At 60.0% G+C, this 15,456-nt stretch carries 11 protein-coding genes; 8 read left to right on the forward strand and 3 right to left on the reverse strand.

The window, feature by feature from the left end; all coding sequences use genetic code 11:
• Positions 1-50: 50 nt before the first annotated feature.
• The 5 genes from ACM6IO_RS22030 to ACM6IO_RS22050 are packed head-to-tail and all read left to right on the forward strand — an operon-like array spanning position 51 to position 8,422.
• Complete coding sequence (locus ACM6IO_RS22030) at positions 51-2,336, forward strand: EAL domain-containing protein (RefSeq protein WP_414912225.1); 2,286 nt, start codon at positions 51-53, stop codon at positions 2,334-2,336.
• Positions 2,333-4,207 carry a putative bifunctional diguanylate cyclase/phosphodiesterase gene (locus ACM6IO_RS22035; protein WP_008043572.1) on the forward strand — a complete coding sequence of 625 codons (1,875 nt, stop codon included), beginning with the start codon at positions 2,333-2,335 and terminating at the stop codon, positions 4,205-4,207. The genes ACM6IO_RS22030 and ACM6IO_RS22035 overlap by 4 nt, the downstream gene beginning before the upstream one ends.
• A 44-nt stretch (positions 4,208-4,251) precedes the next feature.
• Positions 4,252-5,211 (forward strand): cytochrome-c peroxidase, encoded by a 960-nt coding sequence (locus ACM6IO_RS22040; RefSeq protein ID WP_207286683.1) that lies wholly within the window; start codon positions 4,252-4,254, stop codon positions 5,209-5,211.
• The gene (locus ACM6IO_RS22045; RefSeq protein WP_226300223.1) at positions 5,208-7,019 is read left to right on the forward strand and encodes a DAHL domain-containing protein; all 1,812 of its coding nucleotides are present in this window, start codon (positions 5,208-5,210) and stop codon (positions 7,017-7,019) included. The genes ACM6IO_RS22040 and ACM6IO_RS22045 overlap by 4 nt, the downstream gene beginning before the upstream one ends.
• On the forward strand, positions 7,016-8,422 hold the full coding sequence (locus tag ACM6IO_RS22050; RefSeq protein WP_414912226.1) for an ATP-binding protein: 1,407 nt from the start codon (positions 7,016-7,018) through the stop codon (positions 8,420-8,422). Before ACM6IO_RS22045 ends, ACM6IO_RS22050 begins: the two co-directional genes overlap by 4 nt.
• A 113-nt stretch (positions 8,423-8,535) precedes the next feature.
• Here ACM6IO_RS22050 and ACM6IO_RS22055 read toward each other — a convergent pair whose 3' ends face one another.
• Positions 8,536-9,861, reverse strand: a complete 1,326-nt coding sequence (locus ACM6IO_RS22055) for an APC family permease (RefSeq protein WP_414912227.1) — start codon at positions 9,859-9,861, stop codon at positions 8,536-8,538.
• A gap of 214 nt (positions 9,862-10,075) precedes the next feature.
• Positions 10,076-10,897, reverse strand: coding sequence for a carbon-nitrogen hydrolase family protein (locus tag ACM6IO_RS22060; RefSeq protein WP_414912228.1), 822 nt, complete (start codon positions 10,895-10,897; stop codon positions 10,076-10,078).
• 126 nt (positions 10,898-11,023) lie between these two features.
• Here ACM6IO_RS22060 and ACM6IO_RS22065 point away from each other — a divergent pair, with 126 nt between their 5' ends.
• The 3 genes from ACM6IO_RS22065 to ACM6IO_RS22075 all read left to right on the forward strand — a co-directional run bounded on the left by ACM6IO_RS22065 (position 11,024) and on the right by ACM6IO_RS22075 (position 13,938).
• Positions 11,024-11,824: a helix-turn-helix transcriptional regulator gene (locus ACM6IO_RS22065; protein WP_008032237.1), complete on the forward strand. Its 801-nt coding sequence runs from the start codon at positions 11,024-11,026 to the stop codon at positions 11,822-11,824.
• Between the two features lie 152 nt (positions 11,825-11,976).
• Positions 11,977-13,596 (forward strand): FMN-binding glutamate synthase family protein, encoded by a 1,620-nt coding sequence (locus ACM6IO_RS22070; RefSeq protein ID WP_414912229.1) that lies wholly within the window; start codon positions 11,977-11,979, stop codon positions 13,594-13,596.
• Between the two features lie 57 nt (positions 13,597-13,653).
• On the forward strand, positions 13,654-13,938 hold the full coding sequence (locus ACM6IO_RS22075) for a putative quinol monooxygenase (RefSeq protein ID WP_192228554.1): 285 nt from the start codon (positions 13,654-13,656) through the stop codon (positions 13,936-13,938).
• Between the two features lie 9 nt (positions 13,939-13,947).
• On the opposite strand, the gene ACM6IO_RS22080 is transcribed toward ACM6IO_RS22075, so the two are convergent.
• Positions 13,948-15,456 carry a glucosyltransferase domain-containing protein gene (locus ACM6IO_RS22080; protein ID WP_414912230.1) on the reverse strand — a complete coding sequence of 503 codons (1,509 nt, stop codon included), beginning with the start codon at positions 15,454-15,456 and terminating at the stop codon, positions 13,948-13,950.

Here is a 15,456-nt window from a genome sequence, read left to right on the forward strand (position 1 = left end):
AGGATGCCCCTTATGAACACGGTGTATCAAAACGCTGTCGGTCCCGGCATATGGCGATGAATACGCTGTTGTCGCGGACCAATCGTCGGATTCTTATCGTCGACGACACCGCTTCAATCCACGAGGACTTCATCAAGATCCTCAGCCCGCCTTCGTTTGACGACGACAGCCTGATCAGCGCTGAAAATGCCCTGTTCGGCACCACGGCGGCCGTCACGTTGCAGAGTTTCATCCTTGACTCGGCGTTTCAGGGCCTTGAAGCACTGGACAAGGTCGAGACGGCCCTGGCCAACGACATGCCTTATGCAATGGCCTTCATCGACATGCGCATGCCGCCGGGCTGGGACGGCCTGGAAACCATCGAACGGTTGTGGCAGGTCGATCCGAAGCTGCAAGTGGCGCTTTGCACGGCCTACTCCGACTATTCCTGGGAAGACATCGACGAACGCCTGGAACTCGGCGACCGCCTGCTGATTCTGAAGAAGCCATTCGACGCCATCGAAATCCGTCAGATGGCCAGCGCGCTGACCGCCAAGTGGCAAATGACCGAAGACGCGGCGCTGAAGATGTCGCTGCTCGAACAAGCGGTCGAGGAGCGTACCCGGGAACTGTCCGATGCCAACATCATCGTGCAGAACAGCCCGACCATTCTCTATCGGCTGCGGGGCGAACCGTCGTTTCCACTGATGTACATCTCGCACAACATCACCAAATACGGGCATGTCGCGGCGAAACTGGTGGCCTCGGCCAACTGGGCCCGAGAGCTGATTCATCCTGACGATCAAGCGAAGGTCGACACGGCGATGGCGCGGGTGCTGGACCGCCATGCCGCCGGAGCGTCCATCGAGTTTCGGATGCGCACTGGCGAAGGGGCCTGGCGTTGGGTGGAAAACCGCTACATCCCGGTGCGCGACGATGAAGGCCGCCTGCTGGAAGTCGAAGGCATCATCATCGACATCACCGAGCGCAAGCTGGCCGAGGAGAAAATCTTCCTGCTGGCGCGCACCGACGGGCTGACCGGGCTGGTCAACCGCGCGACGCTGATCGAACGGCTGCACCAGGCCTTCGCCGCTGCGCGTCGTGGCGCGACCCCGTTTGCCATCTTTTATCTGGACCTGGATCACTTCAAACGCATCAACGATACCCTCGGGCACCCGGTGGGCGATCTGTTGCTGCAAGAAGTCGCCCGGCGGATCAAGGCGTGTGTACGTGAGAACGATATCGTCGCCCGCCTTGGCGGCGACGAGTTCGCGATCCTGCAACTGGACGTCAGCGACCCGACCCACTCCGCGTCCCTGGCCACCAAGGTCCGCGACGCGCTGGTGCTCCCCTACTCCCTGGCCGGCAACGATGTCCGGGTGTCGGTCAGCATCGGCATCAGCAGCTACAGCCCGGCCTGCACCAGCGCCGACGGCCTGCTGACCCAGGCCGACATGGCGCTCTATCGCTCCAAGGAAAAGGGCCGAAACCAGTACCACTTCCACTCCGAAGAGATCAATCAGGAGATGGTCGAGCGCATGACCATCGCCAGCGAATTGAGAGAGGCCATCGAGCACGATGAACTCGAACTGCGTTACTGGCCGGAAGTGGACCTGAGCAGCGGCAAGATCCTCGGGATGGAAGCGCAGGTCACCTGGAATCACCCCGGGCGCGGCTTGCTGGAAGCCTCCGCGTTCCTGCCCGCCGCCGAAAAGACCGGCACCATCATCGCCCTCGGTCACTGGGTGCTCGATCGCGCCTGCCGGCAAATGCGCCAGTGGCGGGATGAAGGTGTCGCGCCACCGGTGATTGCGATCAAGCTGTCCCTGGCCCAGCTCAAGAGCGGCCCGGAACTGATTTATGACGTGTTGCGCACCACCGCGCGCTGGGAGCTCTGCGCCTGGGACCTGCGCTTCGACGTCACCGAGGCGACGCTGGCCCAGACCAAATGGACCCACAACGATGTGCTGCCGCGCCTGCGGGAGCTGGGGGTGAAGATTGCCATCGACGACTTCGGCACCGAATATTCGTCGTTCGATTACCTCAAGACCTATCAGGTCAATCACCTGAAGCTCGCTCAACCTTTCATCGATACCGCCGCCCGCGACCCGGCCAGTGCCAACACCTTGCGCGCCATTATCAATTTCGCCCGGGAGGTAGGGATCGGAATCATCGCCGAAGGTGTCGAAACCCAGGAACAGCGCAGTTCATTGATGGCCACCGGGTCGCCGATGAACGCCCAGGGTTACTTCTTCAGCAAAGCGGTCAGCAGCCAGCAGGCCGCCGAGCTGCTGAAAGCCGGAAGCATCGTGCCGATCCGGGACAACCCGCACCGGTCCACGGAGGACAAAGGATGAAAGTGCCTTGCGTGCGGACCAACCGGCGCATCCTGATCGTCGACGACACGCCTTCGATTCATGATGACTTCCGCAAGATCCTCGGCCCCGAAACCGACGATGAACAGACCCTCGCTGGCACAGAAGCCGCACTGTTTGGCACGCCGCACACGGATCGCCTGACGTTTCAGCTCGACTCGGCGTACCAGGGGCAGGAAGCCCTCGAACTGGTCAAACACGCATTGGCTGAAGGCCGCCCCTATGCGCTGGTGTTCACCGACATGCGCATGCCGCCCGGCTGGGACGGCCTGGAAACCATCAAGCAAATGTGGCAAGCCGACCCGCACCTGGAAATCGCGCTGTGCACCGCTTTTTCGGATTACACCTGGGAAGCCATGACCGAACGACTGGAGTTCGGCGACCAGATGCTGGTGCTGAAAAAGCCCTTCGACAGCCTGGAAATCCGCCAGATGGCCAGTGCCCTGACCTGGAAATGGCAGATGGCGCAGGACGCAGCGATGAAAGTGCTGAGCCTGGAGCAAACCATCGAGGCGCGGGTTCACGAGCTGCTCAAGGTGTCGCACTTGCTGCAGTACGACGTGTTGACCGAGTTGCCCAACAGCACGTTGCTGGGTGACCGGTTGAACCAGTCGCTGGCCCTTTCACGACGCAATGACAAACAACTGGCAGTGATGTTTCTGGGGCTCGACCGCTTCAAGCGCATCAACAATGCGCTCGGCCATCCGGCCGGTGACGAGATGTTGAAACAGGTCAGCCGCAATCTGGTGGCCACCGTGCGCGAGTCGGATTCGGTGTTTCGCTATGGCTCCGACGAGTTCGTGGTCATCCTCGCCGACATTCGCCACCCTCAACAGACCAGGGGCATCGCCGAAAAACTCTTGAACGCCATTCGCATCCCCCTGCATATCGCTGGCCACGACTTGAGCGTGACTGCGAGCCTGGGCATCAGCATTTATCCCGATGATGGCCTCGAAGCGATCGAGCTGATCAAAAAAGCCGAGACCGCGATGCGCAACATCAAGGAAATCGGCCCGAATGATTTCAGCTTTTTCATCGATGAAATGAACCAGCGCGCCAGGGATCAGCAAAGTATCGAAACCGGTATTCGCCTGGCGCTGGAGCGCAACGAGTTTGTCCTGCACTACCAACCCAAACTGGACCTGAGCAGTGGTCAGGTGGTTGGCGCCGAGGCGTTGATCCGCTGGCAGAAACCGGGGCACGGGTTGATCTACCCTTCGGAGTTCATCGGTGTGGCCGAAGACAGCGGTCTGATCGTGCCGCTGAGCAAATGGGTGCTGGCCGAGGCCTGCCGGCAGGCCTGCGCCTGGCAAGCCGAAGGGCTGCCAAAAATATGCATGTCGGTGAATATGTCGGCCATCGATTTCCGCCAGCGCGACTTTGTCGATGGCATCGGACTGACCCTCGAACAAACGGGCCTGGAACCGGCGTTGCTGGAACTGGAAATCACCGAAGGCGTGTTGATGCAAAACATCGACACCACCGTCACCGCCCTGACCCGACTCAAAGTCATGGGTATCCGGCTGGCCATCGATGACTTCGGCACCGGCTACTCCAGCCTCAGCTACTTGCGGCGCTTTCCCATCGACGTGCTGAAAATCGACCAGTCGTTCATTCGCGGTTTAAGCACCGACAGCAACGACGCTGCACTGGTCAGCGCCATCATCAGCCTGGGCCGCAGCCTCAAGCTGACCATCATCGCCGAAGGGGTGGAAACCCTCGAACAGCTGGATTTCCTCAAGGCCCATCGATGTGAAGAAGGCCAGGGTTACTACTTCAGCAAAGCCGTCGAACCGGACGCCTTCGCCCGATACCTTGAGTCGGTGAAACCTGCTCCATTTACCGCCACGTGAACGATGCGCAACGACACACGGGCTATCAGCCAAGGAATTATCAGATGTCGCCGTCCATTCACTACCTGCTCCTGGTGCCGCTGCTCGGTTTCTGTCTGAGCACCGTCGCCGCGCCGCTGGACGAACCCCTCAAGCCACTGCCAACGGCGCCTGCACAGAATCCTCTGCGCGTCGAACTCGGTCGCCAGTTGTTCAATGAAACACGGTTGTCGGTCAACAACACGCTGTCCTGCGCCAGCTGCCATCGACTGGAAAACGGCGGGGCCGATACCCAGGCGTTTTCCATCGGCTTCGCCGGTCAGCCAGTGACGATCAACACCCCCAGCGTGTTCAACGCCACCCTGAATTTCCGGCAGTTCTGGAACGGGCGCGCCGACACCCTGGAATCCCAGGTCCATGAAGTGGTGAAAAGCCCCAGCGAAATGGGCAGCAACTGGGAGCACGTAGTGGAAGTGCTGTCCGCAGACACGGGTTACCGCAGCGCATTTACCAACGCCTACCCGGATGGCGTGACCATGAACAATGTGCAAAACGCCCTGGCCACCTACGAACGAACGCTGCTCAGCAGCAACTCGCGGTTTGATCAGTATCTGCTGGGTAACACCGACATCCTCACGACCGAGGAAAAGTACGGCTACCAACGCTTCAAGGATTATGGCTGCATCGCCTGCCATCAAGGCGTGAACATCGGCGGCAACATGTTCCAGAAGTTCGGCGTCATGGGCGATTACTTCAAGGTTCGCGGCAACCCGACCGACTCCGACCTGGGTCGCTATCTGGTGACCAAGGATGAAGAGGACCGCAACGTGTTCAAGGTACCGAGCCTGCGCAATGTCGCGGTGACCGCACCGTATTTTCACGACGGCTCGGCCAACACGCTGGAAGAGGCGGTGGACGTGATGTTCAAGTTCCAGCTCGGTCGCATTCCTTCCGCCGAGGACAAAACCCTGATCATCAAATTCCTCAAGACCCTGACCGGTGAATGGGGAGGCAAACCCTTATGAAAATGTCCCGCCGTCGCAGCCTCGCACTGCTGGGCGTCGTCGCTTTGTTACTGGCCTCGACGCTGCTGTTCCTGTACCTCAAATCGAATTCGAACGAGACGTCGGCCTACGCCGAATCCCGGGACCTGATCGGCCGGATAAAGCAGCTCAATGCGCAATGGGAAACCGAGATTCTCAAAGCCAGGATCGCCACCAACCACAACTACGATCCGTTGGTCGCACCGCTGACCGAGATGACAAAGCTGTGGGAGCGGTTCGACACCATGGAGTCGAACCACGGCCGCAACGACTCGCCGATCTGGCGCGCCAGCCATGATGCGTACCTGGCCGCCATCGAGGAAAAGACCCGGCTGGTGGAGCAGTTCAAGTCCCACAACGCGCTGCTGCGCAATTCACTGGCGTTCCTGCCCACCGCCGAGGACGACATTCAGGAACCACTGGCCCGGTTGGTCGATGGCGACAAACTACAACTGCAGAACATCGCCACCGACACTTACGATTTGCTGCTCAGCAGCCTGGAGTTCGCCCAGGTCACTTCCGACGACAAGGCCGCTGACATTCTGGTCGGGCTGAACAAGCTAGGGGTGAACAAGCTGCGCCTGCCCGAGCAGTTTCACAGCCCGATCGATATTCTGAGCACCCACATTTCACTGATTCTGCGCGAACAACCGGTGGTCAACCGCTTGCTGGGAAATATCGAAGCGATTCCCGTCGCCGAGCGCCTGGACGACATCACCAGCCTGTTGAACAAGGACCAGCAACAGGCCGATGTGGTCGAGCAGCGTTATCACTTTTACATGCTGGTGTTCTCGGTGTTGCTGGTCCTGTTGCTGGTGTACCTGGCTATTCACTTGATGCGCAGTTTCAGCATCATCAATCGCGTCAACAGAGCCCTGAAAACCGCCAATGACGAACTGGAATTGCGGGTAGAAGAACGCACCCGTGAACTCAAGGATACCCAGAGCGAGCTGCTCGACACCGCGCGGCAGGCCGGCATGGCCGAGATCGCCACCAACGTGCTGCACAACGTCGGCAACGTGCTCAACAGCGTCAACATCTCGGCCGACCTGGTCTCGCGCAAACTGCGCGCCAGCAAGGCCCAGGGGCTGGGCAAAGCCATGCAATTGATCAACGAACACCCCGGCGACCTCGGCACCTTCCTGACCCAGGACGAGAAAGGCAAGTTGCTGCCCGGCTACCTCAACCAACTGGTCGAGGCCATCGCCCTCGAACAGCAAGGCATGAGCGACGAACTGGCCCAACTGAGCAAAAGTGTCGACCACATCAAGGACATCGTCGCCACCCAGCAATCCTACGCGGGCGCCAACAGCCTGGTGGAGCCGCTGCACATCAGCGAATTGCTGGAGGATGCCCTGCGCATGAATTCCGGCGCGCTGACCCGGCATCACGTCACGGTGGTCAAGGAGTACGGCGAGGTGCCGCAGGTCATGGGCGACAAGCACCGGTTGCTGCTGATCCTGATCAACCTGATCAGCAACGCCAAGTACGCGATGTCCGACCTCAGCAACCGCCCGCGACAGATGACCCTCGGGGTCAAAGTGGTCGACGACGCCACGCTGCAAGTCAGCGTCAAGGATGACGGCGAAGGCATCGCCCCGGAAAACATGACGCGCATCTTTGCCCACGGTTTTACCACCCGCAAGGAAGGTCACGGCTTTGGTCTGCACAGTTGCGCATTGGCGGCCATCGAGATGAATGGCCACCTCACCGCCCACAGCGACGGGCCGGGCAAGGGCGCGCTGTTCACCCTGCAGATCCCGCTGAAAACCGTCATGGAGGAGGCATGAGCGAACTGTCGAACCGCCGCATTTTGCTGATCGATGACACGCCGTCCATTCACGTGGATTTCCGCAAGATCCTCACGCCGACGCCCGTGCAGACCGTCGAGCTGGACGAGATGGAGGCCGCGCTGTTCGGCAGTGAAGTGAAATCCACCCGCGCACTGTTCGAGCTGGATTCGGCGTATGGCGGCCAAGAGGGTCTGGGCAAACTCCAAGAAGCCTTGCAGCAAAACCAGCCCTACGCGCTGGCCTTCGTCGACATGCGCATGCCCGAAGGCTGGGACGGCGCACAAACCATCGAGCATCTGTGGCAGGAAGACCCGCGCCTGCAAGTGGTGGTGTGTACCGCCTACTCCGACTATTCCTGGGATGAACTGCTGGACCGTTTGCAGGCGCACGACCGTCTGCTGATTCTGAAAAAGCCGTTCGACAACATTGAAGTCCAGCAGATGGCCAACACCCTGCTGACCAAATGGGACATGACCGAACGGGCCTTTGTGCAGATGAGCCACCTGGAGCATCTGGTGGACCAGAGAACGACCCAGTTCAAACAGGCCAGTGAGGCATTGCAACGGGAAATCGACGAACGCAAACAGCTTGAATCGCAATTGGTGCAGTCGGAAAAACTCGCCTCACTGGGGCAACTGGCGGCCGGCGTCGCCCATGAAATCAACAACCCCATCGGTTTCATTTCCTCCAACCTCGGCACCCTCGATGGCTATTTCAAACAGCTGCAGGAAATGCTCGACGCTTATCGGGATGCGGAAGAGGCAATAGGTTCCAGCGAGCTGGTCGAGCGTTTGCAACAGCTGCGTGAGCGGATCGAACTGGAATTCCTGCGCGACGACATCCCGTTGCTGATCAAGGAATCCAAGGACGGCATCAGCCGCGTCGGGCAGATCGTCAAAGACCTGAAGGAATTCTCGCGGGCGGACTCCAATCAGGAATGGCAGTGGGCGAATCTGCAGCAAGGCATCGAGTCGACGCTGAACATCGTGGCCAATGAACTGAAGTACAAGGCCGATGTGGTGAAGGACTATCAGCACCTCCCCGACATCGAATGCCTGCCCTCGCAGATCAACCAGGTGATCATGAACCTCATCGTCAACGCCTCGCAGGCCATCGGCCCGGAACGCGGCACCCTCACCCTGCGCACGGGAATCGACGGTGAAAAGGTGTGGATCGAAGTCGCCGACACCGGCACCGGCATCCCGCCGGCCAGCCTGCAGAAAATCTTCGACCCGTTTTTCACCACCAAACCGGTGGGCCAGGGGACCGGGCTGGGGTTGTCCCTGTCCTATGGCATCGTGAAGAAACACCGGGGGGATATTTCGGTGGTGAGTGAAGTCGGCGTTGGCAGCACTTTCCGCGTCGAACTGCCGATCCACCAATCAAAACCCACTGCCTGAACACAGCCCCCACTGTAGGAGCCGGCTTGCTGGCGATAGCGGTCTGAAGAATTACATCGCTCTTGAGATTGCTATCGCCAGCAAGCCAGGCTCCTACAGGAGTTCAGCGTACCTCAGGTGGCTTCCTGAAAATCCATCTCCGGCGGCTGGCGACGGAATCCGCCGGTCAGCACCGCCAGGTACACCACGCCAATCGCCAGCCAGCACAGGCCCAGGTAAATCGCCAGGTGATCGAGGCTGACCATCAGCCACAAATCCGCCGCCAGGCCAATGAACGGGAAGATCAGGAACAGCACCAACTCACGCAGCCCCTTTTTCTCGCCGCCAATCCAGTAATGAAAGATCACCGACAGGTTCACCAGGCTGAACGCCAGGAACGCGCCGAAGTTGATGAACGAGGTCGAGGTGGTGACGTCCAGCTTCAGCGCCAGCAACGCCACCACTGCGCACAGCAGGATGCTGTTGATCGGCGTCCCGAAACGCTCATGCAACGTACCGAAGAAAGATTTCGGCAACACGCCGTCGCGGCCCATGGCGTAGAGCAGGCGCGAACCGCTGGCCTGAGCCGACAGCCCCGAGGCAAATTGACCGACGATCAAGCCGATCAGGAAGATCGACACAAACAGGTCGCCACCGATGTTGCGGGCAATTTCATAGGCCGCCGAATCGACGCTGTCGAACTGGAACGACGGGTGCGCGATCTGCACGAAGTACGACACGCCGACAAAGATCAGCCCGCCGATCAGGGTGATCAGCATGATCGCCCGCGGGATGGTGCGGCGCGGGTCGCGGGTTTCTTCGGTCAGGGTACTGACCGCGTCGAAACCGAGGAACGAGTAACAGGCGATGGCGGCACCGCTCATGATCAGTGGCATCTGCATGTCGCCGTTGAAGAACGGTTTCACCGACCACAACGGCGTGCTCGCATCGCCGCCAACGTAGTGGATGCACAGCACCACGAAGGCGATCAGCACCAGAAACTGCACCAGCATCAGCAAGGCGTTGATGCCGTTGGCCAGTTTCAGGCCAACGATATTGATTGCGCTGGTGATGCCGATGAACGCCAGCACCCAGATCCATTGCGGCACGGCCGGGAATGCGGAGTTGAGGTAAGCCGCGCCGATCAGCCAGATTGCCATCGGCAGGAACAGGTAATCGAGCAGCACCGCCCAACCGGCGATGAAACCGAGTTTCGGGCTGATCGCCTTGCGCACGTAGCTATAGGCCGAGCCAGCGACAGGGAATGCCGAGGCCATCCGGCCGTAACTCATGGCGGTAAAGAACATCGCCACCAGCGCCGCGAGGTACGCGGCCGGCACCATGCCAGCGGTGGATTGAGCGAGGATGCCGAAAGTGCCGAGCACAATGATCGGCGTCATGTAGGCGATGCCAAACAGCACCACCGACCCCAATGACAGGGTGCGTTGCAAACGAGCCATGAGCGACTACTCCGAATTTTATTGGATTTATGGCAGAGCCGAGTTCGGCGCAAATTACGGGTGTTGCGTTTGTTGTTCTGGGTGAAGCGTCAAACAGATGTCTTGCCTGGGAGGGCCCCTTCGCGAGCAAGCCCGCTCCCACATGGACCGCGAACAACCTGTGGGAGCGGGCTTGCTCGCGATGGCGTCAGCCCGATGCGACACAGAATCCGGATCAATTCTTGGGAATCAGCAGCTCCCGCAATCCACAAGCATGCTCAACCGTCTCCCCCGGCAACTTCAGTCGCTGATCATCCAGGTACCGATAATCCTGCCGCGCGGAGGTCAGCTGATTCAGATCCAGCTCAACCGCAAACTGCCCCTCCTCGCGCCCGGCCTCGAACAACAGCGTGCCCAGCGGATTCACCAACGCACTGCCGCCGGCGAACAACAACCCGCCATCGCCCTCTTCCACACGGTTGACCATCAGCGCAAACGCCTGGTTTTCCTGGGCGCGGGCCATGATCGCGGTGCGGTGCGTCGGGCCGTACGGGTCCATGTTGCCGTTGGTGACGATCAGCAATTCAGCGCCCAGTTGCGCCAGGGCGCGGGCGGATTCCGGGAATTCGATGTCGTAGCAGATCAGCAGGCCGACCCGCACGCCGCTCCACAGGCACGTGGCGTAGCGATCGCCCGGCTCGTACACGCCGCGATCCGACGCCCACAGGTGCGTCTTGCGGTATTTCAGTGCGATGCCTTGCGGGGTAATCAGCAGCGTGGTGTTGAAAAAACGACCGTTGTCGTTTTCCGCCGTACCGATCACCACGGCGATGTTGCGCTCGCGGGCCGCGGCGACGATTGCACTGACGGTCGGACCGTTCAGCGGTTCGGCAACGGCGGCCACGGTCTCGGCCGACGGGAAGCCCATCAAGTGGCTTTCGGGGAACATGATCAACTGCGTGTCAGCGGCGCAGGCACCAATCGCCGCCAGCGCGCGTTCGAGGTTGTAAGCCGTGTCGTTGTCACGGCCCGCCAGTTGGGCGAGTTCGACCTTCATGGGTAGTCCTTGTTCTAGTGGCCGGGCGGCAGAAAGATTGCCCGGTCGTTGTCTGTGCGCCAGTATGCGCAGCAAGCAACCGGCCAGGGAATCACGCGGCTGGGGTAACCCGATAGGGGTAGATGCATGACACTTTCGTTAGACGACATCGCCTGGCACCGTTCGGTCGGGCAACTGATCGACGCCCTCGACAAGCCGAATTTCTGGACGCAGCTTGTCCGGTTACTGGATCAATACGTCACCTTCGACAGTTGGGTGGCGCTGCTTTTCAGCGCGGATCAGCACCCGCAAGTGTTCGCCGAATGTCCCGGTGAAGACGGCAGCCCGGATCAGTTGTTCCAGGATTACCTGCGCGGTTTGTACCTGCTCGACCCGTTCTACATCGCCTGCCGCGAGCAATCGCGCACCGGGCTGTATCGCCTGTCGGAAGTGGCGCCGGAGCACTTTGAGCTGACCGAGTATTACCAGCGCTACTTTCGTCTGAATGTGGTGGCCGATGAAATCCAGTTCAATTGTCAGCTCGAAGGCGACCGCACGTTGTGCCTGTCTCTGGGCAGCAAACAGCGTTTCAGCGGCCAGCAGATCGCGTTGCTGTCGTTGATCCAGCCGTGGGTGCTGGGTTTGTTGCGTCAGCGCCTGCCCTACGAAATCAACGAAGTCGTGGCTCTCGCACCGGCACCGGTCCAAGGTGACTGGCGCGTTCAGCTGGAAGCCTCGGTGCAGCAACTCAAAGGCGCGCAATTGACCGCCCGGGAGCTGGATGTCGGGCGTTTGATGCTCAGCGGTTGCTCCAGTAAAGAAATCGCCCGTAAGCTGGAAATCTCTGTCGAAACCGTGAAAGTCCATAAGAAACACATGTACAGCAAGCTGGGGATCAAGTCCCAGTCCGAGCTGTTTTCGATTTTCCTCCAGGCGCAGAATGCCTGACACAGCACGGTCCCGTAGGAGCGAAGCTTGCTCGCGAAGAGGCCATCACATTCAACATTGATGTTGGCTGAAATGTTGCTTTCGCGAGCAAGCTTCGCTCCTACAGGGATAGGTGTGCCGAACACAACCGAGTCCGAACCCAAGGAAACCGTATGAGCCTGTCACTCCTGAGCCGCTACGCCTTCTTTGCCGTCTGTGTGATTTTCACCCTCGCCAGTCTGCCGTTCCTGGAACACGACTGGCTCTGGCCGATCACCGCTGTCACCGGTGTCCTGAGCCTCGTGGGCCTGTTTGATCTGCTGCAAAGCCCTCACGCCGTACGCCGCAACTACCCGATCCTCGGTAACATCCGCTATCTGGTGGAGGGCATCCGTCCGGAAATCCGCCAGTACCTGCTCGAATCCGACAGCGACGCCCTGCCCTTCTCCCGGGCCCAGCGCTCGCTGGTCTATTCCCGCGCCAAGAACGAAAGCGCCGACAAACCCTTCGGCACGTTGATCGATGTGTATCAGTCGGGTTTCGAATTCATCGGCCACTCGATGCGCCCGGCGCCGTTGAGTGACCCAAGCAGTTTCCGAACCCTGGTCGGCGGCCCGCAGTGCACGCAGCCGTACTCGGCATCGGTGTTCAACATCTCGGCCATGAGCTTCGGTTCGCTCAGCGCCAACGCCATTCGTGCCTTGAACCAGGGCGCCAAGCTCGGCAACTTTGCCCACGACACGGGTGAAGGCAGCATCAGCGCGTATCACCGGGAAAACGGCGGCGACCTGACCTGGGAACTCGGCAGCGGCTACTTCGGTTGCCGCACCGCAGACGGTCGCTTCGACCCGGAACGCTTCGCCGCACAAGCGCAAACCCCGCAGGTGCGGATGATCGAAATCAAAATGTCCCAGGGCGCCAAACCCGGCCACGGCGGGATTCTGCCCAAGCACAAGGTCACCAAGGAAATCGCTGAAACCCGTGGCATCCTGATGGGCGAAGACTGCATCTCGCCATCGCGGCACAGTGCGTTTTCCACGCCGATCGAACTGATGCACTTCATCCAGCAATTGCGTGAACTGTCCGGCGGCAAACCGGTGGGCTTCAAGTTCTGCCTCGGCCATCCGTGGGAATTCATGGGTATCGCCAAGGCCATGCTGGAAACCGGCATCCTCCCGGACTTCATCGTCGTCGATGGCAAGGAAGGCGGCACGGGGGCAGCGCCTGTGGAGTTCACCGACCACATCGGCGTACCGATGCGCGAAGGTCTGCTGTTCGTGCACAACACGCTGGTGGGCCTGAACCTGCGGGACAAAATCAAACTCGGCGCCAGCGGCAAGATTGTCAGCGCCTTCGACATCGCCAGCGTGCTGGCCATCGGCGCCGACTGGGCCAACTCGGCGCGCGGCTTCATGTTCGCAATCGGCTGCATCCAGTCGCAGTCGTGCCACACCAACAAATGCCCGACCGGCGTCGCCACGCAGGACACCTTGCGCCAGCGCGCCCTCGTCGTCCCGGACAAGGCCCAGCGGGTGTTCAACTTCCACCGCAACACCCTCAAGGCACTCGCGGAAATGCTCGCCGCCGCAGGCCTGGAACATCCGTCGCAGTTGTCGGCCAAGCACCTGGTGCGGCGCATGTCGGCGACCGAGATCAAGCTGTTCTCGCAGCTGCATGTGTTTTTGAAACCGGGGGAATTGCTCACAGGAGAAGTGAACGGCGAGTTTTATTCGCGGATGTGGCAGATGGCGCGGGCGGACAGTTTTGAGCCCAATGAGTTGGCTGCGGCGTAAACACTGTTTGAACGCCAGTCTCGTAGGGAGGCTGGCTTTACACCAAGGAAGAACATTTTGCTGAAAGTAATCGCTCAGGATTTCATCAAACCCGAATACATTGAAACGGTTCGCCCGTGGTACACCGAACTGGTCGAGAAGACTCGACTGGAGCCCGATTGCATCGCTTACGACCTGTTCATCGATCAAAAAGACCCCGGCCACTTTATCTTCGTCGAACAATGGCCGAATCAGGCGGCGCTGGATGCTCATTGCCAGTCTGAGCACTTTCGGCGGTTGGTGCCGCAGATCAACCGTTTCCAGGCCCGGGATTGCATTATCGTGCTGATGGATGCGTTCTGAGGCCCGTCGTCACCAGCGAAGCGCCTTGATCGGGGCCGGTTCTTTCATGACGATAAAACCGTAGTCCCCCAGCAGGTAAATCCGGTAGTACGGGCGCTCCAGCAACGGCGGATACCCCAGATAACCCACCCGTGTCGCATTGCGGCGCTCCTTCTCCGCGACCACGTTGGTGATGCCGAGCTTCGGCAGATTCTCGGCCAGCATGAAAAAGTCGATGTTCAGCAGATAGTGCAACACCGGCATCTGCTTGAACGAACCTGCGGCCCCCGACAGCCAGTGATCGGAATACGTCACCGACATGTAAATCCGCTTGGCCTCGCGTAATTCCCGATGCGTCGAAATGTCGTGCTCAAGGCTGAACAGCGCGCTGGTGCTGAAGGCTTTCTGTACCGTCAGCACCCGACCGTAGGCAAACGACAACGACAGCATCGCCAGCAGTGGCACCGCCAGCAACAGCGTCAGTCGTTCATGGAGTTGCGCCAGCGCCAGATGGCTCAAGTAGAACAACAGCATCAATAAAACCGCGAAGCCCATCAGAGTTCGAGCGCCCTCGTTGAAGTCGCGGAAAAACAGCGCGACGCCGGACACCAGCAGCGTCACGACCGGCAAGGTCAGCAGACACAACAGGCCGATCAACGCTTTCTTCGGCCCGCTGTCCTGACGCTTCCACACCCTCAGCCCCAACTGCACAGCACCGACGATGGCACACAGCAACAGCGCGGCGAACACCCAGACCAATCCGCCATGAAACAGCAGCACGACTTTTTCCAGCACTCTGCCGACGTTGATCTGCAGTTGCAGCAGCGGCGCGGCGGTCCAGTTCAACAGCAGCGCGCGATCTTGCGCCATGAACACCACGGCGCTGACGCAATACATCAACCAGCCCATGGTGACCTGCGCCAGTTTCCAGCCGATCAGCCTGCACACCTGTGGCCAGGCCCATCGGTCATTTACGCCGCGCAGCAGTTCCAGGCAGCACAATCCCACAAACACATTGAGACTGATCTGATAAAGCCCCAGCGCAAGTGCAATCAGGAGCGAAGGCACCAGCCATTGCAGGCTGCGCGAAGGATGACGAAAGGTGATCGCGTAGATCACCGCCACCAGGCTCAGGGCCATGGCGGGACCGTCATATTGATAAGACAGGTTCTGCAGAAAAAACGGGTTGTACCAGAGGGGCAACGGCACCAGGCAACAAGCGAGCGTCGGTTGCGCAAAGTAATGAAACGTCAGCCGGGTCAGTGCCGAGGCCATGGCCAGCGTGGCGATCAATAGCGGTAATGGAAAGATGTTCGGCGCCGCGCTGCCGAAGGTGAGCAGGTTGTAGAACAGCTGGGTAAACAGGCGCCCCTGCTCCGCCCAGGCCATGCCCGCCGACAGGGATCGCCAGTTGTCATCGATGTACGGGTAGTCCGCGAGGATCAGCGGCAGTACATACAGCAACGTCGCGAGCAGAAAAAACAGCCAGACCTGTCGGCCGCCGAGTTCCTTGCCGAGCACATCGCGAAATCGGCCCAT

The sequence above is a fragment of the Pseudomonas sp. IT-P44 genome, from assembly GCF_949768225.1.
GTDB lineage: Bacteria > Pseudomonadota > Gammaproteobacteria > Pseudomonadales > Pseudomonadaceae > Aquipseudomonas > Aquipseudomonas migulae.